22 protein-coding genes are annotated in these 21,673 nt (G+C 41.8%); 21 read left to right on the plus strand and 1 reads right to left on the minus strand.

Annotation, left to right across the window (positions count from 1 at the left end; translation table 11 throughout):
* The 9 genes from HMPREF9184_RS09640 to HMPREF9184_RS03525 form a co-directional block, all read left to right on the plus strand.
* Positions 1-494: SIALI-17 repeat-containing surface protein (locus HMPREF9184_RS09640; protein WP_009755178.1), on the plus strand; the 494-nt coding region annotated here is incomplete at its 5' end.
* Between the two features lie 246 nt (positions 495-740).
* Positions 741-1,439 (plus strand): N-acetylmannosamine-6-phosphate 2-epimerase, encoded by a 699-nt coding sequence (locus HMPREF9184_RS03490; protein WP_001135640.1) that lies wholly within the window; start codon positions 741-743, stop codon positions 1,437-1,439.
* 114 nt (positions 1,440-1,553) lie between these two features.
* Positions 1,554-2,882, plus strand: a complete 1,329-nt coding sequence (locus HMPREF9184_RS03495) for an ABC transporter substrate-binding protein (protein WP_000672108.1) — start codon at positions 1,554-1,556, stop codon at positions 2,880-2,882.
* Positions 2,883-3,100: 218 nt separating this feature from the next.
* Positions 3,101-3,967, plus strand: a complete 867-nt coding sequence (locus tag HMPREF9184_RS03500) for a carbohydrate ABC transporter permease (protein WP_001209417.1) — start codon at positions 3,101-3,103, stop codon at positions 3,965-3,967.
* A gap of 15 nt (positions 3,968-3,982) precedes the next feature.
* Positions 3,983-4,822 carry a carbohydrate ABC transporter permease gene (locus HMPREF9184_RS03505; protein ID WP_001183243.1) on the plus strand — a complete coding sequence of 280 codons (840 nt, stop codon included), beginning with the start codon at positions 3,983-3,985 and terminating at the stop codon, positions 4,820-4,822.
* A gap of 227 nt (positions 4,823-5,049) precedes the next feature.
* Positions 5,050-5,502, plus strand: coding sequence for a YhcH/YjgK/YiaL family protein (locus HMPREF9184_RS03510; RefSeq protein WP_000575448.1), 453 nt, complete (start codon positions 5,050-5,052; stop codon positions 5,500-5,502).
* Between the two features lie 20 nt (positions 5,503-5,522).
* On the plus strand, positions 5,523-6,167 hold the full coding sequence (locus HMPREF9184_RS03515; protein WP_000057499.1) for a YesL family protein: 645 nt from the start codon (positions 5,523-5,525) through the stop codon (positions 6,165-6,167).
* A 171-nt stretch (positions 6,168-6,338) separates the two neighbouring features.
* Complete coding sequence (locus HMPREF9184_RS03520) at positions 6,339-7,256, plus strand: dihydrodipicolinate synthase family protein (RefSeq protein WP_001281469.1); 918 nt, start codon at positions 6,339-6,341, stop codon at positions 7,254-7,256.
* A gap of 17 nt (positions 7,257-7,273) precedes the next feature.
* Complete coding sequence (locus HMPREF9184_RS03525; RefSeq protein ID WP_000150265.1) at positions 7,274-8,158, plus strand: ROK family protein; 885 nt, start codon at positions 7,274-7,276, stop codon at positions 8,156-8,158.
* 15 nt (positions 8,159-8,173) lie between these two features.
* On the opposite strand, the gene HMPREF9184_RS03530 is transcribed toward HMPREF9184_RS03525, so the two are convergent.
* Entirely contained in the window at positions 8,174-9,025 is an 852-nt protein-coding gene (locus HMPREF9184_RS03530) for a MurR/RpiR family transcriptional regulator (RefSeq protein WP_000743705.1), read from the minus strand.
* Between the two features lie 254 nt (positions 9,026-9,279).
* Here HMPREF9184_RS03530 and pbp2b point away from each other — a divergent pair, with 254 nt between their 5' ends.
* The 12 genes from pbp2b to HMPREF9184_RS03590 all read left to right on the plus strand — a co-directional run bounded on the left by pbp2b (position 9,280) and on the right by HMPREF9184_RS03590 (position 21,533).
* Positions 9,280-11,322, plus strand: a complete 2,043-nt coding sequence (gene pbp2b, locus HMPREF9184_RS03535; RefSeq protein ID WP_001224832.1) for a penicillin-binding protein PBP2B — start codon at positions 9,280-9,282, stop codon at positions 11,320-11,322.
* Positions 11,323-11,332: 10 nt separating this feature from the next.
* On the plus strand, positions 11,333-11,929 hold the full coding sequence (recR, locus tag HMPREF9184_RS03540; RefSeq protein WP_000966754.1) for a recombination mediator RecR: 597 nt from the start codon (positions 11,333-11,335) through the stop codon (positions 11,927-11,929).
* Positions 11,930-12,103: 174 nt separating this feature from the next.
* On the plus strand, positions 12,104-13,147 hold the full coding sequence (locus tag HMPREF9184_RS03545) for a D-alanine--D-alanine ligase (RefSeq protein ID WP_000814664.1): 1,044 nt from the start codon (positions 12,104-12,106) through the stop codon (positions 13,145-13,147).
* 84 nt (positions 13,148-13,231) lie between these two features.
* Positions 13,232-14,593, plus strand: coding sequence for a UDP-N-acetylmuramoyl-tripeptide--D-alanyl-D-alanine ligase (locus HMPREF9184_RS03550; protein WP_000778739.1), 1,362 nt, complete (start codon positions 13,232-13,234; stop codon positions 14,591-14,593).
* Between the two features lie 190 nt (positions 14,594-14,783).
* Positions 14,784-15,488 carry a YwaF family protein gene (locus HMPREF9184_RS03555; RefSeq protein WP_001055275.1) on the plus strand — a complete coding sequence of 235 codons (705 nt, stop codon included), beginning with the start codon at positions 14,784-14,786 and terminating at the stop codon, positions 15,486-15,488.
* A 236-nt stretch (positions 15,489-15,724) separates the two neighbouring features.
* The gene (ftsA, locus tag HMPREF9184_RS03560) at positions 15,725-17,101 is read left to right on the plus strand and encodes a cell division protein FtsA (RefSeq protein WP_000196334.1); all 1,377 of its coding nucleotides are present in this window, start codon (positions 15,725-15,727) and stop codon (positions 17,099-17,101) included.
* A 16-nt stretch (positions 17,102-17,117) separates the two neighbouring features.
* Entirely contained in the window at positions 17,118-18,374 is a 1,257-nt protein-coding gene (gene ftsZ, locus HMPREF9184_RS03565; protein WP_000144252.1) for a cell division protein FtsZ, read from the plus strand.
* A gap of 3 nt (positions 18,375-18,377) precedes the next feature.
* The gene (locus HMPREF9184_RS03570) at positions 18,378-19,049 is read left to right on the plus strand and encodes a YggS family pyridoxal phosphate-dependent enzyme (RefSeq protein WP_000364414.1); all 672 of its coding nucleotides are present in this window, start codon (positions 18,378-18,380) and stop codon (positions 19,047-19,049) included.
* A 9-nt stretch (positions 19,050-19,058) separates the two neighbouring features.
* A complete protein-coding gene (locus HMPREF9184_RS03575) occupies positions 19,059-19,592 on the plus strand; it encodes a cell division protein SepF (protein ID WP_000053361.1) in 534 nt (177 codons plus the stop codon).
* A complete protein-coding gene (locus HMPREF9184_RS03580; RefSeq protein WP_000576497.1) occupies positions 19,592-19,852 on the plus strand; it encodes a YggT family protein in 261 nt (86 codons plus the stop codon). Before HMPREF9184_RS03575 ends, HMPREF9184_RS03580 begins: the two co-directional genes overlap by 1 nt.
* Positions 19,849-20,640, plus strand: a complete 792-nt coding sequence (locus HMPREF9184_RS03585; protein WP_000988887.1) for a YlmH family RNA-binding protein — start codon at positions 19,849-19,851, stop codon at positions 20,638-20,640. Before HMPREF9184_RS03580 ends, HMPREF9184_RS03585 begins: the two co-directional genes overlap by 4 nt.
* An 8-nt stretch (positions 20,641-20,648) precedes the next feature.
* The gene (locus tag HMPREF9184_RS03590) at positions 20,649-21,533 is read left to right on the plus strand and encodes a DivIVA domain-containing protein (RefSeq protein ID WP_001123196.1); all 885 of its coding nucleotides are present in this window, start codon (positions 20,649-20,651) and stop codon (positions 21,531-21,533) included.
* The last annotated feature ends 140 nt before the right edge of the window (positions 21,534-21,673 follow it).

Raw genomic sequence — 21,673 nt, forward strand, 5'->3', positions numbered from 1 at the left:
GGACAGCGGGTGAAGAGCCAGCACCGACAGTAGAGAAGCCGGAGTACACAGGCCCACTAGGTACAGCGGGCGACGAGGCAGCTCCAACAGTCGAGAAACCAGAATTTACAGGCGGAGTTAATGCTGTTGAGGCCGCAGTTCATGAAGTACCAGAGTATACAGACTCATTAGGTACAGCGGGCGACGAGGTAGCTCCAACAGTCGAGAAGCCTGAATTTACAGGCGGTGTGAATGCTGTCGAAGCAGCTGTCCATGAAGTCCCTGAGTACAAAGGTGGCGTGAATGCAGCCGATGCAGCTGTACATGAACTCGCAGAATATAAGGGAGCTAATTCGCTTGTGACTCTTGCTACAGAAGATTATACTTACAAAGCTCCTCTTGCTCAGCAGACACTTCCTAATACAGGGAACAAGGAGAGTGGAATCCTTGCCTCACTAGGGCTAACAGCTTTCTTCCTTGGTTTGTTTGCAATGGGGAAAAAGAGAGAAGAATAAGAGAATAATTTTAAGCATTTGGCTTTGTAAAACATAGAAGGAGATAGTAGGTTTTTCAGCCTGCTATCTTTTTCTTTCGACTCAAGGTGTACTAATAAGAAATTCTAAGATGTCTGAAACTACTTTCAGGATAGTCTGTTCTATAAAATAGTTTTGAAACTGAAATCTATTCTACCATAAACTATTGAAAGCGCTTAACAAATGATATATAATAAGCCCATAGAAGAAAGAAAGGGAGGAAAGAGGATGCCACAAATCAGCAAAGAAGCCTTGATTGAACAAATCAAAGATGGAATCATTGTCTCTTGCCAGGCACTTCCTCACGAACCGCTTTATACAGAAGCGGGAGGGGTTATCCCCTTGCTAGTCAAAGCGGCTGAGCAAGGTGGAGCAGTCGGTATCCGAGCAAACAGTGTTCGCGATATCGAGGAGATTAAGGAGGTTACGAAACTCCCGATTATCGGGATTATCAAACGTGACTATCCGCCACAGGAGCCATTCATTACAGCTACGATGAAAGAAGTTGATGAATTGGCTGAACTAGACATTGAGGTTATTGCTCTGGATTGTACCAAACGTGAACGTTACGACGGTTTGGAAATTCAGGACTTCATCCGACAAGTCAAAGAAAAGTATCCGCATCAACTCTTGATGGCTGATACCAGTACTTTTGAAGAAGGAATTGCAGCAGTTGAAGCAGGTGTTGATTTTGTCGGAACAACCCTATCAGGTTATACCTCTTACAGTCCGAAAGTAGATGGTCCAGACTTTGAACTAATCAAAAAACTTTGTGAAGCAGGTGTGGATGTTATCGCTGAAGGGAAAATTCATACACCCGAACAAGCCAAGCAAATCCTTGAATATGGGGTGCGAGGTATCGTTGTTGGTGGAGCTATTACTAGACCAAAAGAGATTACGGAACGCTTTGTTGCCGGTCTTAAATAATACAATCTCAAAACAGAGGAGAGTGGTCGATGCGTCGGATGAAATGAAAACGTATACAAACAGAAGCTTACTCACTATCCAATATGGATACGCTTATCAATTAGGAGAATACAAATGAAATTTAGAAAACTAGCTTGTACAGTACTTGCGGGTGCTGCGATTCTTGGCCTTGCTGCTTGTGGTAACTCTGGTGGAAGTAAAGATGCTGGAAAATCAGGAAGCGATAGCGGAAAAACAGAAATCACTTGGTGGGCATTCCCAGTCTTCACACAAGAAAAAACTGGTGACGGTGTTGGAACTTATGAAAAATCAATCATCGAAGCTTTTGAAAAAGCAAATCCAGATGTAAAAGTGAAATTGGAAACCATCGACTTCAAGTCAGGTCCAGAAAAGATTACAACAGCTATCGAAGCAGGAACAGCGCCAGACGTACTCTTTGACGCACCAGGACGTATCATCCAATACGGTAAAAATGGGAAATTGGCTGAGTTGAACGACCTCTTCACAGACGAATTCGTCAAAGATGTTAACAACGAAAACATCGTACAAGCAAGTAAGGCCGGTGACAAAGCTTACATGTATCCAATCAGTTCAGCACCATTCTACATGGCCATGAACAAGAAGATGTTGGAAGATGCAGGAGTTGCAAACCTAGTAAAAGAAGGTTGGACAACTGATGACTTTGAAAAAGTTTTGAAAGCGCTTAAAGATAAAGGCTACACACCAGGTTCATTGTTCAGTTCTGGTCAAGGGGGAGACCAAGGAACACGTGCCTTCATTGCAAACCTTTATGGCGGTTCTGTAACAGACAAAGATGTAACGAAATATACAACTGACGATCCTAAATTCGTCAAAGGTCTTGAAAAAGCTGCTAGCTGGATCAAGGATGGTCTATTGAACAATGGTTCACAATTTGACGGTGGAGCAGACATCCAAAACTTTGCTAACGGTCAAACTTCATACACAATCCTTTGGGCTCCAGCTCAAAACGGTATCCAAGCGAAGCTCTTGGAAGCAAGTAAAGTAGATGTGGTAGAAGTACCATTCCCATCAGACTCTGGTAAACCATCTCTTGAATACCTTGTAAACGGATTTGCAGTATTCAACAACAAAGATGATAAGAAAATCGCTGCTGCTAAGAAATTCGTTCAATTCATCGCAGATGACAAAGAATGGGGTCCTAAAGACGTAGTTCGTACAGGTGCCTTCCCAGTTCGTACTTCATTTGGCAAACTTTATGATGACAAACGTATGGAAACAATCAGTGGCTGGACTAAATACTACTCACCATACTACAACACTATCGATGGATTTGCTGAAATGAGAACACTTTGGTTCCCAATGTTGCAATCTGTATCAAACGGTGACGAAAAACCAGCGGATGCTTTGAAAGCCTTCACTGAAAAAGCTAACGAAACAATCAAAAAAGCTACAAAACAATAAGCACTAAGTCAGATTGATTCCCCCTTTTCCCTGTGCACTAAGGTGTAAGAAAAGGGGGACTTTTGTTTGAAATGTAAGGAACTGTCACGAAATTAAAATGAAGTTCTTACATAAGCGAATCTTAAAAAATTTCATTTTGATTTTAAAACAGTTCAAGAAAATCAAAAACTATTCTATTTGAAAGAGAGGTGCCGACTGTGAAAGTCAATAAAATTCGCATGCGGGAAACAGTGATTTCCTACGCTTTCCTAGCACCAGTATTATTCTTCTTTGTGATCTTCGTCTTGGCTCCTATGATTATGGGATTCATTACAAGTTTCTTTAACTACTCTATGACCAGCTTTGAGTTTGTAGGCTTGGACAACTACATTCGTATGTTTAAAGACCCTGTCTTTACTAAGTCTTTGATCAATACCGTTATCCTGGTTATCGGATCAGTACCAATTGTTGTACTCTTCTCGCTCTTTGTAGCATCTCAAACCTATCATCAAAATGCTATTGCTCGATCTTTCTATCGTTTCGTCTTCTTCCTTCCTGTAGTTACAGGTAGTGTTGCCGTAACGGTTGTATGGAAATGGATCTATGACCCACTATCAGGGATTCTAAACTTTGTCCTTAAGTCAAGCCACATCATCAGCCAAAACATTTCTTGGTTGGGTGATAAAAACTGGGCTTTGCTAGCGATTATGATTATCCTTTTGACAACATCTGTCGGTCAACCGATTATCCTTTATATCGCTGCCATGGGAAATATTGATAACTCACTAGTTGAAGCAGCGCGTGTTGACGGTGCAACTGAGTTCCAAGTGTTCTGGAAGATCAAATGGCCTAGCCTTCTTCCAACAACTCTTTACATCGCGATTATCACAACCATCAACTCATTCCAATGTTTCGCTTTGATTCAGCTCTTGACATCTGGTGGTCCAAACTATTCAACAAGTACACTGATGTACTACCTTTACGAAAAAGCCTTCCAATTGACAGAATACGGCTATGCCAATACCATCGGTGTCTTCTTGGCAGTGATGATTGCCATTGTCAGCTTTGCTCAATTCAAGATCCTCGGAAATGACGTAGAATACTAAAGAAAGGAGACAGTTATGCAACCTACACAAAAGAAACCTTTAACAGCTTTCACTGTTATTTCAACGATTATCTTGCTCTTGTTGACCGTGCTGTTCATCTTTCCATTCTACTGGATTTTGACAGGGGCCTTCAAATCACAACCGGATACCATTATGATTCCACCACAGTGGTTCCCTAAAATGCCAACTATGGAGAACTTCCAACAACTCATGGTGCAAAACCCTGCTATGCAGTGGATGTGGAACTCTGTATTTATCTCACTGGTAACCATGTTCTTAGTCTGTGCAACCTCTTCTCTAGCAGGTTATGTCTTGGCTAAAAAACGTTTCTATGGTCAACGCATCCTCTTTGCAGTCTTTATCGCAGCCATGGCTCTTCCAAAACAAGTTGTCCTTGTACCATTGGTACGTATCGTCAACTTCATGGGAATTCACGATACTCTCTGGGCAGTTATCTTGCCTTTGATTGGATGGCCATTTGGGGTCTTCCTCATGAAACAATTCAGCGAAAACATCCCGACAGAATTGCTTGAATCAGCTAAAATTGACGGTTGTGGTGAGATCCGTACCTTCTGGAGCGTAGCCTTCCCTATCGTGAAACCAGGATTTGCAGCTCTTGCGATCTTTACCTTCATCAATACTTGGAATGACTACTTTATGCAGTTGGTTATGTTGACTTCACGTCAAAACTTGACCATCTCACTAGGGGTTGCGACCATGCAGGCCGAAATGGCAACTAACTATGGTTTGATCATGGCGGGTGCAGCTCTTGCAGCTGTGCCAATCGTAACCGTCTTCCTTGTCTTCCAAAAATCCTTTACACAGGGTATTACTATGGGAGCTGTTAAAGGATAATACTCTGCGAAAATCGAATTCAAACTACGTCAGCATCACCTTGCCATACTTAAGTATTATCTGCGATTAGCTTCCTAGTTTGTTCTTCGATTTTCATTGAGTATAAGAGAATACAGAGTTATAAGTGTCTACAAAATGTTAGGTATTTGCTTGCCTTAGAGATTTTGTCAGACACTTATAAACTTAATCTATGATTTTGGTTAACTATCAGAAACGAAGGAAACAGTATGATTTTTGACGATTTGAAAAATATCACCTTTTACAAAGGGATTCATCCCAATTTAGATAAAGCGATCGACTATCTCTATCAGCACCGTAAGGATTCTTTCGAATTAGGTAAGTATGAGATTGACGGGGACAAGGTCTTTCTAGTTGTTCAGGAAAATGTCCTCAATCAAGCTGAAAATGATCAATTTGAGCACCATAAGAACTATGCAGATTTGCATTTGCTGGTAGAAGGACATGAATATTCGAGCTACGGTTCACGTATTAAAGACGAGGCGGTAGCATTCGATGAAGCGAGTGACATTGGTTTTGTCCATTGTCATGAACACTACCCACTCTTGTTGGGTTATCACAATTTTGCGATTTTCTTCCCAGGAGAACCTCATCAGCCAAATGGCTATGCAGGTATGGAAGAGAAGGTTCGCAAATATCTCTTTAAAATTTTGATTGATTAAAAGAATCAGGAGGAGCAAACATGGCACAAAAAGGAGTAAGCCTTATCAAGGCAGCATTTGATACAGATAACTTTCTCATGCGATTCAGTGAAAAGGTCTTGGATATCGTGACAGCCAATCTTCTTTTTGTTGTCTCTTGTTTGCCCATCGTGACGATTGGAGTAGCTAAAATCAGCCTCTACCAAACCATGTTTGAGATTAAGAGAAGCAGGCGAGTACCTGTTTTTAGAACCTATCTGAGAGCTTTCAAGCAAAATCTAAAACTGGGGCTTCAGTTAGGTTTGCTAGAGTTGGGCATTGTGTCATTAAGCCTTTTAGATCTCTATCTCTTCTGGGGCCAGACAGCTTTGCCTTTCCAGATTGTGAAAGCAATTTGTTTGGGGATTCTCATCTTCCTCACTCTCATGATGCTGGCTAGTTATCCCATCGCTGCGCGCTATGATTTGTCATGGAAAGAAGTGCTGCAAAAAGGGCTTATCTTGGCAAGTTTTAACTTTCCATGGTTCTTCCTCATGTTAGCCATTCTCTTTCTTATTGTGATGGTTCTTTATCTATCCGCCTTCACTCTCCTTTTGGGTGGGTCAGCCTTTATCCTCTTTGGTTTTGGTTTGCTAGTCTTTCTCCAAGCAGGATTGATGGAGAAAATCTTCGCCAAATACCAGTAGGATGGCTTGTTTCTGAAACTACTTTCAATCGTTACAGTTTCTAAAATTCAAGTAGAAACTAAAATCTAAGTGTATACAAGATATTGAAAGCGATTTTCACAAGGTGTATACTAAACTTGTAAAAAATAGAACTGCTCTCAGCAGAAAAAAAGAAATCTTAGGAGAAAATCTATGTCAGATTTGAAAAAATACGAAGGTGTCATTCCAGCCTTCTACGCATGTTATGATGATCAAGGAGAAGTCAGTCCAGAGCGTACGCGTGCCTTGGTTCAATACTTCATTGATAAGGGAGTTCAAGGTCTCTATGTCAATGGTTCTTCTGGTGAATGTATTTACCAAAGTGTGGCAGACCGCAAATTGATTTTGGAAGAAGTCATGGCAGTTGCCAAAGGGAAATTGACCATCATCGCTCACGTAGCTTGCAACAATACCAAAGACAGTATGGAACTTGCTCGCCACGCAGAAAGCTTGGGTGTAGATGCCATTGCAACAATTCCACCGATTTACTTCCGCTTGCCTGAGTACTCAGTTGCTAAATACTGGAACGATATCAGTGCTGCAGCTCCAAACACAGACTATGTGATTTACAACATTCCTCAGTTAGCGGGTGTTGCTTTGACTCCAAGTCTATACACAGAAATGTTGAAGAATCCACGTGTTATCGGTGTGAAGAACTCTTCTATGCCAGTTCAAGATATCCAAACCTTTGTCAGCCTTGGTGGAGAAGACCACATCGTCTTTAATGGTCCAGATGAACAGTTTCTAGGTGGACGCCTCATGGGTGCTAAAGCTGGTATCGGTGGTACTTATGGTGCGATGCCAGAACTCTTCTTGAAACTCAATGAGTTGATTGCTGAGAAAGACTTGGAAACAGCTCGTGAATTGCAATACGCTATCAACGCAATCATTGGTAAATTGACTGCTGCACATGGAAATATGTACGGTGTCATCAAAGAAGTCTTGAAAATCAATGAAGGACTTAACATTGGTTCTGTTCGTTCACCATTGACACCAGTGACTGAAGAAGATTGCCCAGTTGTAGAAGCAGCTGCAGCCTTGATTCGTGAAACCAAGGAGCGCTTCCTCTAATCCATAAGGAGGTATTTATGACACACTACGTTGCAATTGATATCGGTGGAACTAATATCAAATATGGTTTGATCGACCAAGAAGGCCAACTTGTTGAATCCCATGAAATGCCAACTGAGGCGCAAAAGGGTGGTCCCCATATCTTACAAAAGACAAAAGATATCGTAGCCAGCTATTTAGAAAAAGGCCCAGTAGCAGGTGTTGCCATTTCTTCGGCGGGAATGGTGGACCCAGATAAGGGTGAGATTTTCTACGCTGGACCTCAGATTCCCAACTATGCAGGAACTCAGTTCAAGAAGGAAATTGAGACGAGCTTTAATATCCCTTGTGAGATTGAAAATGATGTCAACTGTGCAGGTCTAGCTGAGGCAGTATCTGGTTCAGGCAAGGGAGCGAGTGTGACACTTTGCTTGACCATTGGAACAGGTATCGGTGGTTGCTTGATTATGGATGGGAAAGTCTTCCATGGATTTAGCAACTCAGCTTGTGAAGTCGGTTATATGCATATGCAGGATGGAGCTTTCCAAGACTTGGCTTCTACGACAGCTTTGGTAGAATATGTAGCAGCAGCTCATGGAGATTCAGTTGATCAGTGGAATGGTCGACGCATTTTCAAGGAAGCTACTGAAGGCAACAAGATTTGCATGGCTGGCATTGACCGCATGGTAGATTACCTTGGGAAAGGTCTGGCAAATATTTGCTATGTGGCCAATCCAGAAGTGGTCATTCTCGGTGGCGGTATCATGGGGCAAGAGGCTATCCTCAAACCAAAGATTCGCGCAGCCTTGAAGGCGGCCTTGGTACCAAGCCTAGCTGAAAAAACACGATTAGAATTTGCCCATCACCAAAATACAGCAGGTATGTTGGGAGCCTATTATCATTTCAAAACAAAACAATCCTAGTCTGGTTCAACCAAACTAGGATTTTCTAACGCGTTTTTGTCTACGATAGCCGTTGAGTTTTTTATTTTCCCAATAGCTATTAAAGATTTTTTCCTTGCTCTCACGATTGATTTCTAAAAAGTAGGCATAAATCAAATCTATTAAGATGAGTATAGGGAGCTGAGCGGAAATACGCTGGATGTAAGAAGATTGGTTATGACTTGCGACGAGGACTGTTTCAGTGTAGGCTTGACAGTCTTTGCTAGGAGAACCGGTAAAGAGAATGGTTTTGGCACCCATGTCCTTGGCATCCAGCAAACTATCTAGGACGGATTGGGTAGTGCCTGATAGGGAAAAACCTAGTACCAAACAATTTTCATCCATAATACTGGTCGTCCATGCAAAGCCATCCTGATCGGTCAAGGCTTCACAGACCACACCTAGACGCATAAAACGCAGCTTCATCTCACGGGCAATCAGACCGGAACTCCCTGTTCCAAAAAAGTAGACCCGTTCAGCCTGATCAATCAATTGAGCTACACGTTCAAGCTGCGCTTCATCGATCAAATCCTGTGTTTGTTCCCGTAGGTTGCTGTAGCTTCGAAGCACACGTTTGGTCAAAGGACTATGTTTGTGGGAATGGGTGTCCTGTTTGTTAGCTTGGTGTTGGTATTGAAAAACAAATTCTCGATAGCCAGTAAAGCCACATTTTTTTGCAAAACGAGTAAGGGCAGCTTGGGAAACATGCAGTTTTTGAGTAACCTGTTGAGATGATAAATCATCCACAATTGTATCTACCTGCAAGAAATAACGAGCGATTTCCTGCTCTAACTCTGTTAATTCTTCAAAATGAAGATCAATAATAGTTGCGATATCCTGCTTTTTCATGGAGCTCCTTTTCATGAGTCAAACTCTTAAAAGTTGACGATTGCCTGCTTATTAACATCATTATATCATAGAAGATAGGATAACTAAATAAAAAGGCATTTTCAGATAAAAGTCAAAAAATGCTTCTCCTTTTCCAAGAGTTTCTCCGTAAAATATGGTACAATGAAGAGTACTGGTTTCTAGTCAAATCCTAGATTTTTTAGGTGGATTTGTCAGGGAAAACTGGAATTTTTCTAGAAAAGAGACTTAGTTGTATGAGAAAATTCAATAGCCATTCGATTCCGATTCGGCTTAATATACTGTTTGCGATAGTTATCCTGCTATTTATGGCCATTATCGGTCGACTCTTATACATGCAGGTACTGAATAAAGATTTCTATGAAACGAAGTTGGCATCAGCCAGCCAGACTAGGGTAACAACCAGTTCAGCTCGTGGACAAATCTACGATGCATCAGGGAAACCCTTGGTAGAAAATACTGTCAAGCAAGTTGTTTCTTTCACACGAAACAATAAGATGACGGCAGCTGAATTAAAGGAGACGGCTAAAAAACTGCTGACATATGTGAATGTCACTTCCCCTGAACTCACAGATCGTCAGATTGCGGACTATTATTTGGCTGATCAGGACATTTACAAAAAAACAGTCGAGGCTCTGCCAAGTGACAAACGCCTAGATTCAGATGGGAATCGCTTACCAGAAGCAACTCTCTACAATAATGCGGTTGAGAGTATAGACGTGAGCCAGCTTAACTATACGGATGATCAGAAAAAGGAAATCTATCTGTTTAGCCAGCTCAATGCAGTTGGAAATTTCGCCACTGGAACTATTTCAACAGATGCCTTGGATGATACTCAAGTTGCTCTTGTGGCTTCTGCATCCAAGGAATTACCGGGCATTAGCATTTCAACCTCATGGGACAGAAAAGTACTGGACACTTCTCTATCGTCTATCGTCGGTAGCGTTTCAAGTGAAAAGTCAGGTCTTCCAGCAGAGGAAGTTGATGCTTATCTCAAGAAAGGATACTCTCTCAATGACCGAGTGGGAACTTCTTATCTTGAAAAGCAATATGAAGATGTCCTCCAAGGTAAACGCTCCGTCAAAGAAGTTCATCTCGACAAACACGGAAATATGGAAAGTGTGGAAAATGTCGAGGAAGGAAGCAAAGGGAACAATATCAAACTAACGATTGACCTAGCTTTCCAAAATGGAGTGGATGACCTACTTAAGAGCTACTTTAACTCGGAGTTGAGTAACGGTGGGGCTAAATATTCTGAAGGAGTTTACGCCGTAGCTCTTAATCCTAAAACAGGTGCAGTTCTAGCCATGTCAGGTATCAAGCATGATGTTGAATCAGGCAAACTGAGTTCGGACTCTCTAGGAACAGTCACTAACGTCTTTGTACCAGGGTCTGTTGTCAAGGCAGCGACTATTAGTTCTGGCTGGGAAAACGGGGTCTTGTCAGGCAACCAAACCTTGCTTGACCAGCCCATAGTCTTTCAAGCTTCCTCTCCTATCAATTCATGGTACACCTTGTCCTACGGATCCTTTCCTATCACAGCAGTGGAGGCACTAGAGTACTCCTCTAATACCTACATGGTGCAAACAGCACTGGGAATCATGGGACAAACCTATAAACCAAATATGATGGTAGCAACGAGCCAACTAGAGACAGCGATGGGCAAATTGCGATCAACCTTTGGGGAATACGGGCTCGGAGCTTCAACAGGGATTGACCTTCCAGATGAATCAACAGGTTTTATACCAAAAGAGTTTGATTTGGCCAACTATCTAAATAATGCCTTTGGTCAGTTTGATAACTACACACCGATGCAGTTAGCTCAGTATGTCGCAACAATCGCAAACAATGGTGTGCGCTTGGCTCCCCACATCGTTGAAGGGGTTTATGGTAACAATGATCAAGGTGGACTAGGAAGTCTGGTTCAGGAAACAGCTACCAAGGAGATGAATAAGGTCAATATATCAGAAGCAGATATGTCTATTTTGCAGCAAGGGTTCTATCAAGTTTCCCATGGAACGAGCGCTTTGACAACTGGTCGTGCCTTCTCAAATGGCGCAGCCGTTTCCATAAGTGGGAAGACGGGTACAGCCGAAAGTTACGTTAATGGCGGTCAAAAGGCCAATAATACCAACGCAGTTGCTTATGCTCCGTCCGATAATCCTCAAATCGCGGTCGCAGTCGTCTTTCCTCATAACACCAATCTAACAAATGGTGTCGGACCTTCGATTGCACGAGACATTATCAACCTCTATAACCAACACCACCCAATGAATTAGAAAGGAACTTATGCTGTATCCAACGCCTATTGCTAAGTTGATTGATAGCTATTCAAAGCTTCCGGGTATCGGGATTAAAACGGCTACCCGCCTAGCCTTCTATACTATTGGAATGTCTGATGACGATGTCAATGAATTTGCTAAAAATCTCCTATCTGCCAAGCGGGAATTAACCTATTGTTCTATCTGTGGTCGCTTGACCGATGATGACCCCTGCTCTATCTGTACGGATCCGACTCGAGACCAGACGACCATCTTAGTGTTAGAAGATAGTCGCGATGTGGCTGCCATGGAAAATATCCAAGAATATCACGGACTCTATCATGTCTTGCATGGACTCATTTCTCCTATGAATGGCATCAGTCCAGATGATATCAATCTCAAGAGCCTCATGACCCGTCTCATGGATAGTGAGGTTTCAGAGGTGATCGTGGCGACCAATGCGACAGCAGATGGAGAAGCGACCTCTATGTATCTCTCTCGTCTCCTCAAGCCAGCTGGTATCAAGGTCACTCGTTTAGCACGAGGCCTAGCCGTGGGAGCAGATATCGAGTATGCGGACGAAGTCACACTCTTACGAGCCATTGAAAATCGGACAGAGTTGTAGGAGTAAATAAACTTACGAATTCAATTCATTTAGTAAAAAAACAAGGAGACCGAATTTGTTTTTATCGGTCTCTTTTTATCTTTCTTGAATTCTAGTACCATGTTCAAGTTTCAAAAAAGAAGTAAATATGATATACTAAAGAACGAGTATTCTATTAGAAAATAGGACAATAATATGAAACAAACGATTATTCTTTTATACGGTGGACGTAGTGCAGAGCGTGAGGTCTCTGTCCTGTCAGCTGAGAGTGTCATGCGTGCGGTCAACTACGATCGTTTCACAGTCAAGACTTTCTTTATTAGTCAGTCAGGTGACTTTATCAAAACGCAAGAATTTAGCCAGACTCCAGGTCAAGAGGATCGTCTTATGACCAATGCGACCATTGACTGGGACAAGAAAATCGCGCCAAGTGCTATCTACGAAGAAGGCGCGGTGGTCTTTCCAGTTCTTCATGGTCCGATGGGAGAAGACGGCTCTGTTCAAGGATTTTTAGAAGTTTTGAAAATGCCCTATGTCGGCTGTAATATCTTGTCATCCAGCCTTGCCATGGATAAAATCACGACCAAGCGTGTGTTAGAATCTGTCGGGATTGCCCAAGTTCCTTATGTGGCCATTGTCGAAGGGGATGATGTAACTTCTAAAATCGCTGAAGTTGAAGAAAAATTGACTTATCCAGTCTTCACTAAGCCGTCAAACATGGGTTCCAGTGTCGGTATTTCTAAGTCTGAAAACCAAGAGGAACTCCGTCAAGCATTGAAACTTGCCTTCCAATATGACAGCCGTGTCTTGATAGAACAAGGAGTGAATGCGCGTGAAATTGAGGTTGGTCTCTTGGGCAACTACGATGTCAAGAGCACGTTGCCAGGTGAAGTTGTCAAGGATGTTGCCTTCTATGATTACGATGCCAAGTATATCGACAACAAGATTACCATGGACATTCCAGCTAAAATCAGTGATGATGTGGTAGCTGTTATGCGTCAAAATGCTGAAACAACCTTCCGTGCGATTGGTGGCCTCGGTCTATCTCGTTGCGATTTCTTCTATACAGATAAGGGGGAGATTTTCCTAAACGAGCTCAATACCATGCCAGGTTTTACCCAGTGGTCTATGTATCCACTACTGTGGGACAATATGGGAATCAGCTACCCAGAACTAATCGAGCGTTTGGTTGACCTTGCTAAGGAAAGTTTTGACAAGCGCGAAGCGCATTTACTATAAAAAAGAAAGAGAGGGTAGAAGCCAGAACTATCACTGTATGGTGAGTCGAGTTCGTGGACTTCAACCCTTTTTAAAGGAGTAGAAATGAAATTAACAATCCATGAAGTGGCCCAAGCTGTTGGAGCTAAAAATGATGTCAGCGTGTTTGAGGATACCCAGTTAGAAAAAGCTGAGTTTGATAGTCGTTTAATCGCGACGGGAGATTTGTTTGTTCCGCTCAAGGGAGCGCGTGACGGTCACGACTTTATCGAAACAGCTTTTGAAAATGGCGCTGCTATAACGCTGTCTGAGAAAGAGGTTGCAAATCATCCCTATATTCTAGTAGACGACGTCTTGACTGCCTTTCAAACCCTAGCCGCCTACTATCTTGAAAAAACAGCGGTTGATGTCTTTGCTGTCACAGGTTCAAATGGTAAGACGACGACCAAGGATATGCTGGCGCATTTGTTGTCAACAAGATACAAAACCTACAAAACACAAGGTAACTACAATAATGAGATTGGTCTTCCCTATACAGTTCTCCATATGCCTGAAGGAACAGAAAAGTTGGTCTTGGAGATGGGGCAGGATCACTTGGGAGACATCCATCTCTTGTCTGAAATAGCTCACCCAAAGACAGCCATCGTGACCTTGGTTGGAGAAGCTCATTTGGCCTTTTTCAAAGACCGTTCAGAGATTGCTAAAGGAAAAATGCAAATTGCAGACGGGATGGCACCTGGTTCCTTGCTTTTAGCGCCAGCTGACCCTATTGTAGAGGACTACTTGCCTACTGATAAAAAGGTGATTCGTTTTGGTCAAGGAGCAGAGCTGGAAATTACAGACTTGGTTGAGCGCAAGGACAGTCTGACCTTCAAGGCCAATTTCTTGGAGCAAGCCCTTGATTTGCCAGTAACTGGTAAGTACAATGCTACCAATGCCATGATAGCTGCTTACGTGGCTCTCCAGGAAGGAGTCTCCGAGGAGCAAATTCGTCAGGCTTTTCAAAATATTGAATTGACTCGTAACCGTACCGAGTGGAAGAAGGCTGCCAATGGAGCAGACATCCTGTCAGATGTGTACAACGCCAATCCAACAGCGATGAAGTTGATTTTGGAGACTTTTTCAGCTATTCCAGCCAACGAAGGAGGCAAGAAAATTGCTGTTCTAGCAGATATGAAAGAACTCGGTGACCAGTCTGTTCAACTCCATAATCAGATGATTTTGAGCCTTTCCCCAGATGTGCTTGATACTGTTATTTTCTATGGAGAAGACATTGCTGAATTGGCCCAATTGGCTAGTCAAATGTTCCCAATTGGTCATGTTTTTTACTTCAAGAAAATAGCTGACGAGGATCAATTTGAAGACCTAGTCAAGCAGGTTAAGGAAAGTCTTGGTGCCAATGACCAAATCCTGCTCAAAGGTTCGAACTCTATGAATCTAGCCAAGTTGGTAGAAAGTCTAATGTAGATTAGTGATATCTATAAAAAAACTGTAGATTTTAAATTAGTGCATTTCTGTGACACAAATGATATAATAGGTTGCGAATTTAAGACGCAAGTATTCTATGCACGGTATAGAATCAAGCTTTTTCAAAAAATTTAAAAAGGTCGAGTAGTGAACTTTCTACTGCTCCGGCTAGATGAACGAGGAATAGAATATGAATTTGTGGGAACAATTATTTACCACACAGATATCAGAACCGCCCCAGTTTGAACTCCACTGGTATATTGGATTGTTATGTTTACTGGCTCTTACTTTCTATGTTTCATATCGTTACCGCGACAAGGTGGCTTACCAGCGCTTTATTCAGATTCTTCAGTCTCTTCAACTGATTGCTCTGTATAGCTGGTACTGGGGGAATCAAATGCCCCTATCAGAAAGTTTGCCCTTTTATCATTGCCGTATCGCCATGTTTGTCATGCTCTTGATTCCAGGTACTTCCAAGTACAAGCAATACTTTGCCCTTCTAGGAACCTTTGGAGCAACTGCAGCACTGGCATACCCACTCTTTGATCCTTATCCGTTTCCGCACGTGACCATCTTGTCCTTTATCATCGGGCACGTGGCACTTTTGGGGAATGCGCTCCTATACTTGTTTAAGAATTATGAAGCTTCCCTGCTCAATTTGAAAAATGTGACAGTGATTACATTTTCTCTAAATGCCTTGATAGGTGTTGTCAACTTGGTTGTAGGTGGAGATTATGGATTTTTAACGAAACCACCACTAGTGGGGAATCACGGACTATTGGCGAATTACCTCATCGTGTCCAGTGTGTTGGTAGCAACTATCAGCTTGACTGCAAAAGTACTAGAGGTCTTTTTGCAACAAAGAGCAGAAAAAATGATTCAAGAGAAAGCCTAAGAAGGCCTTCTCTTTTTTTGATTAAATATTTAAAATATAGCTGTAAGGATATAAAAATAATGATTGCTCCTGAGAAAAATTGGTCAAAAGACTTTTACAAAAAACCTAGAGGAAATTTATGAAAAACTAAGCACGATTGGATTTTTTGTGTTATAATATTTTGTGAATAGCTGTGCCTTGTCACAGTTATTGAAAATAGAAGTGAGAAACTTGGAAGACAGAGAGGACGCAATGTAATGACTAGAGATGGTTTTTTTACAGGATTAGATATCGGAACTAGCTCCATCAAAGTGCTAGTTGCCGAACATAGAGATGGTGAAGTAAATGTAATTGGCGTTAGCAATGCCAAGAGTAAAGGTGTCAAAGACGGGATTATCGTTGATATTGAGGCTGCTGCTTCAGCAATTAAATCCGCAATTTCCCAGGCAGAAGAGAAGGCAGGAATTTCAATCAAGTCTGTCAATGTTGGTTTACCAGCAAACCTTTTGCAGGTTGAACCAACTCAAGGAATGATTCCTGTAACATCAGATACAAAAGAAATTACAGATCAAGACGTAGAGAATGTTGTCAAATCAGCTTTGACAAAGAGCATGACGCCTGATCGTGAAGTGATTACTTTCATTCCAGAAGAATTTATCGTGGATGGTTTCCAAGGTATTCGTGACCCTCGTGGCATGATGGGGGTGCGTTTGGAAATGCGTGGTTTGTTGTACACAGGACCTCGTACCATCCTTCATAACCTTCGTAAAACAGTGGAGCGCGTGGGAATCCATGTTGACAACGTCATCATCTCACCATTAGCGATTGTAAATTCAGTTCTCAATGAGGGAGAACGTGAGTTTGGCGCGACAGTGATTGATATGGGTGGTGGGCAGACTACAGTTGCAACCATTCGCAATCAAGAATTGCAATTTACAAACATTTACCAAGAGGGTGGGGAATATGTCACTAAAGATATTTCCAAGGTCTTAAAAACATCCCAAAAAATCGCGGAAAGTTTGAAACTAAACTATGGTGAAGCTTATGTTCCACTAGCAAGTAACGAGACTTTCCAAGTAGAAGTTATTGGTGAAGTAGAGCCTGTTGAAGTGACAGAAAGTTACTTGGCAGAAATTATCTCAGCACGTATCAAACATATTTTTGATCAAATTAAACAGGAATTAGATAGAAGACACTTGTTGGATCTACCAGGTGGTATCGTTCTGATTGGTGGAAATGCGATTTTACCAGGAGTTGTCGAATTGGCGCAAGAAGTGTTTGGTGTTCGAGTGAAACTCTATGTGCCAAATCAAGTGGGAATTCGCAATCCTGCTTTTGCACATGTAATCAGCTTGTCTGAGTTTGCAGGTAAATTGACAGAAGTGAATCTTCTGGCTCAAAAGGCAGTCAGAGGAGATGAATTCCTTCGTCAAAAACCAATTAATTTTGGTGTTTCAAATCAAAGTGTGACACCGATTATACAATCAACTCCAGTGCAACCAGCTACTGCAGCAACTGAAATCACACCTGACAGTGGCCTTGCTCCAAGAGACGAATTCCAAGCAAGTTCTCAAGATAAACCAAAATTAACAGATCGTTTCCGTAGCTTGATCGGAAGTATGTTTGACGAATAAAAGAGGAAAAGAAACTATGACATTTTCATTTGATACAGCAGCTGCTCAAGGTGCAGTTATTAAAGTAATTGGTGTCGGTGGAGGTGGTGGTAACGCCATTAACCGTATGATCGACGAAGGTGTTTCAGGCGTAGAATTCATCGCAGCGAACACAGACGTGCAAGCCCTAAGCAGTACAAAAGCTGAAACAGTTATCCAACTCGGACCAAAGTTGACTCGTGGTTTGGGTGCAGGAGGTCGTCCAGAAGTTGGACGTAAAGCTGCTGAGGAAAGCGAAGAGGCATTGACAGCAGCAATTAGCGGGGCAGACATGGTCTTTATCACTGCTGGTATGGGTGGAGGATCTGGTACAGGTGCTGCCCCAGTGATTGCACGCATTGCTAAAGATCTTGGTGCTCTTACAGTCGGTGTTGTGACACGTCCTTTCGGATTTGAAGGAAGCAAACGTGGTCAGTACGCTGTAGAGGGAATCAACGAACTTCGTGAACATGTAGATACACTATTGATCATTTCAAACAACAACTTGCTTGAAATTGTTGACAAGAAAACACCACTTCTTGAAGCTCTTAGCGAGGCAGATAACGTCCTTCGTCAAGGTGTTCAAGGGATTACAGACTTGATTACCAACCCTGGTTTGATCAACCTTGACTTTGCTGACGTGAAAACGGTTATGGCAAACAAAGGGAATGCCCTCATGGGTATCGGTATTGGTAGTGGAGAAGAGCGTGTCGTTGAAGCGGCTCGTAAAGCGATTTACTCACCACTTCTTGAAACAACCATTGACGGTGCTGAGGATGTCATCGTCAACGTTACTGGTGGTCTTGATTTGACCTTGATTGAAGCAGAAGAAGCTTCTGAAATCGTCAATCAAGCAGCAGGCCAAGGAGTGAATATCTGGCTTGGAACTTCTATTGACGAAAGCATGAAAGATGAAATCCGTGTTACTGTTGTAGCGACTGGTGTTCGTCAAGAACGTGTAGAAAAAGTTGTTGGTTCTCCAGTTAAGCAAGCAGCTCGTAGAGAAGCTTCTAGAGCTCCGCATTCACACACAGTTGATCGTCATTTTGACCTAGAAGATACAGCAGAATTACCAAAACAAAGCCAACGACGCTTTGAAACAAGTCAATCTTCTGCTTTTGGTGATTGGGACCTGCGTCGTGAATCAATCGTTCGTCAAACTGATTCAGTCGTATCACCTGTGGAACGTTTTGAAGCACCAACTTATCAGGACGAAGATGAGTTGGACACACCTCCATTCTTCAAGAATCGTTAATCAATGGATTTGAAAAAAAATACAGAGTTCGTTTTTCAGCAGGTCGCTGAAGCTAGCCGAGAAGCCAATCGTGATCCAGCTTCTGTTTCAATTATTGCAGTGACGAAATATGTGGACGTAAAAACAGCGGAAGCCCTGCTTCCCCTGGGTGTTCATCATATTGGTGAAAATCGTGTTGATAAATTTTTAGAAAAATATCAGACGTTAAAAGAATTCCCAGTCACTTGGCATTTGATTGGAACGCTACAAAGACGGAAGGTCAAAGAAGTAATCCCTTTTGTGGATTACTTTCATGCTTTAGATTCCTTAAAATTGGCGCAGGAGATTCAAAAGAGAACAGATCATGTTATCAAGTGTTTCCTACAGGTCAATATTTCAGGAGAAGAAAGCAAGCACGGTTTTTCCAAAGAAGAATTACTAGAACTTTTGCCGGACTTGGCTCAGCTAGATCAGATTGAGTATGTTGGTTTGATGACCATGGCTCCTTTTGAGGCAGATTCTGATGAATTGAAACAAATTTTCAAGAAAACTCAGGAACTGCAAGCGGAAATTAGGGAAAAACAAATTCCTAATATGCCGATGACAGAGTTGAGCATGGGCATGAGTCGTGACTATAAGGAAGCGATTCAATTTGGTTCGACCTTTGTTCGAATTGGCACAGCATTTTTTAAATAGGAGAGATCTATGTCTTTAAAAGATAGATTTGATAAATTTATAGATTATTTTACAGAAGATGGGGAAGAAACAACTGCGACTTATCAACCTCAGGATGAGCAGATGATTGCTTCATCCAGTTCAGCTTCTAAAGAACTGCCAGCGCAGTTTCAATCAACCACTTCAAAAGATGCCAACATCACTCGCTTACATGCTCGCCAACAAGAATTGGCTATGCAAAGTCATCGTACAGATGAAAAAGTAACGATTGATGTTCGTTATCCTAGAAAATATGAGGATGCAACAGAGATTGTGGATTTATTGGCTGGAAATGAAAGTATCTTGATTGACTTCCAGTACATGACAGAAGTTCAGGCTCGTCGTTGTCTAGATTATCTGGACGGTGCCCGTCATGTTTTGGCAGGTAATCTGAAAAAAGTTGCGAGTACAATGTATTTGTTGACACCAGTCAATGTGGTTGTGAATATTGAAGATATCAAGTTGCCAGATGATTCTCAAAGTGCAGAATTTAGTTTTGATATTAAACGAAATAGAGCAAGATGATGATTTTTCTGATTCGTCTAATCCAAAATGCAGTGAATATCTATTCCCTGCTTTTGTTAATCTATGCACTCCTCTCTTGGTTTCCAAATTCTTACGGTAGTTCACTAGAACGTTTACTGGAAAAGCTTATTAGACCGATTGTTGATCCACTTCGCCGTTTACCTTTACAATTTGGAGGTTTGGATTTATCCATTTGGCTGGCAATTCTAATCGTCCGTTTTTTGGGTGACAGCTTGATTCGTTTCTTGTTAATATTATGATGACAAATAAAGCGATTTACCAGCACTTTTCCCTCGATGATGCTCCCTTTATTGATAAGGGATTAGAGTGGATCAAGCGGGTGGAAGATACTTATACTCCTGTCCTCACTGCTTTTGTCAACCCGCATCAGGAACATATATTGAAAGTTTTGGCTGGGACCTATGGACTGGGCTGTGTGAGTAGCGGAGAATATATCCATACGGAATTTGTCCGTGTCCTTCTGTATCCGGACTATTTCCGTCCGACACTGTCAGATTTTGAAATGGCATTGCTAGAGATTCGTTATCCAAGTAGATTTGAACAGCTAACACATGCAAAGATTTTGGGGACAATCATCAATCAACTAGGAATTGATCGTAAGCTCTTTGGTGATATCTTGGTAGATGAAAAGAGAGCACAGATTTTTGTCAATCGTAATTTTATCCCTCTGTTTCAGGATGGGATACAAAAGATTGCCAGGTTACCTGTGTCGCTGGAGGAATGTCCTTTCACCGATAAAATTATATCTGAGATCAATTATCAAGAACAAGAGATTTTGATTTCCAGTTTTCGTTTGGATGCCCTCTTATCAAGTGCCTTGAAATTATCCAGAAAACAGGCTAGTCAACTCATAGAGAAAAAATCTGTTCAGGTAAACTACCACCCCATTGAAAAATTAGATTATCTAGTAGCTGTAGGGGATTTGATTAGTGTGAGAAAGTTTGGTCGTCTGAAGATTGTCAAAGAAAATGGACAAACTAAAAGGGATAAGATAAAACTGACTATCCAATTATTATTAAGTAAGTGAGGAAAAGTATGCCAATTACATCATTAGAAATTAAAGATAAAACCTTTTCTACGAAATTCAGAGGGTTTGATCCAGAAGAAGTAGATGAATTTCTTGATATTGTTGTTCGTGATTACGAGGATTTGGTTCGCAATAATCACGAAATGGAAAGGCACATTAGAAGTTTAGAAGAGCGCTTATCTTACTTTGATGAGATGAAAGATTCTTTGAGCCAGTCTGTTTTGATTGCTCAAGATACGGCTGAACGTGTAAAGCAAGCTGCTCAAGAACGCTCAAATAATATTATTCAACAGGCTGAGCAAGATGCCCAGCGCCTCCTTGAAGAGGCAAAATATAAGGCTAATGAAATCCTACGTCAGGCCACAGATAATGCTAAGAAAGTAGCTGTTGAGACAGAGGAATTGAAAAATAAAAGCCGTGTATTTCATCAACGTCTCAAATCTACGATTGAAAGCCAGTTGGCTATTGTCGAATCTTCAGACTGGGAAGATATTCTTCGTCCGACTGCGACTTATCTCCAAACAAGTGATGAAGCCTTCAAGGAGGTCGTAGGTGAGGTCTTGGGAGAAGCTGTTCCTTCGCAACCAGAAGAAGAGCCAATTGATATGACACGTCAATTTTCACCTGAGGAAATGGCGGAGTTACAAGCACGGATTGAGGCGGGCAACAAAGAATTGGCTGAGTTTGAAGCCCAGCAAGTTAACAATCAAGTGGAAAATCATGGCCTAGACATTGATATGCTTGTAGAAGAGATACAGTCTCATTCAGTTGAGTCACAACATGAGGATTCAGAAATCGTGACAGAGTATTTCTCAGTATCGCCATCAGCAACTGAAACTGCTTCTTCAACTACTGGACATGAAGCACAAAAAGAATCCGTTACAATATTATAAAGAATAAATGTGAGAACAAGAACTGACCAACTATATTTCCAGCGAGTAGGAGACGGTGTGAGTCCTGCAATCCCTAGTGGTGAGATTATCCTCTCAAGCAATCCAGTCTGAAAGCAGTAAGATTGGACGTTTCCCACGTT

The sequence above is a fragment of the Streptococcus sp. oral taxon 058 str. F0407 genome (assembly GCF_000235485.1).
Taxonomy (GTDB): Bacteria; Bacillota; Bacilli; order Lactobacillales; family Streptococcaceae; genus Streptococcus.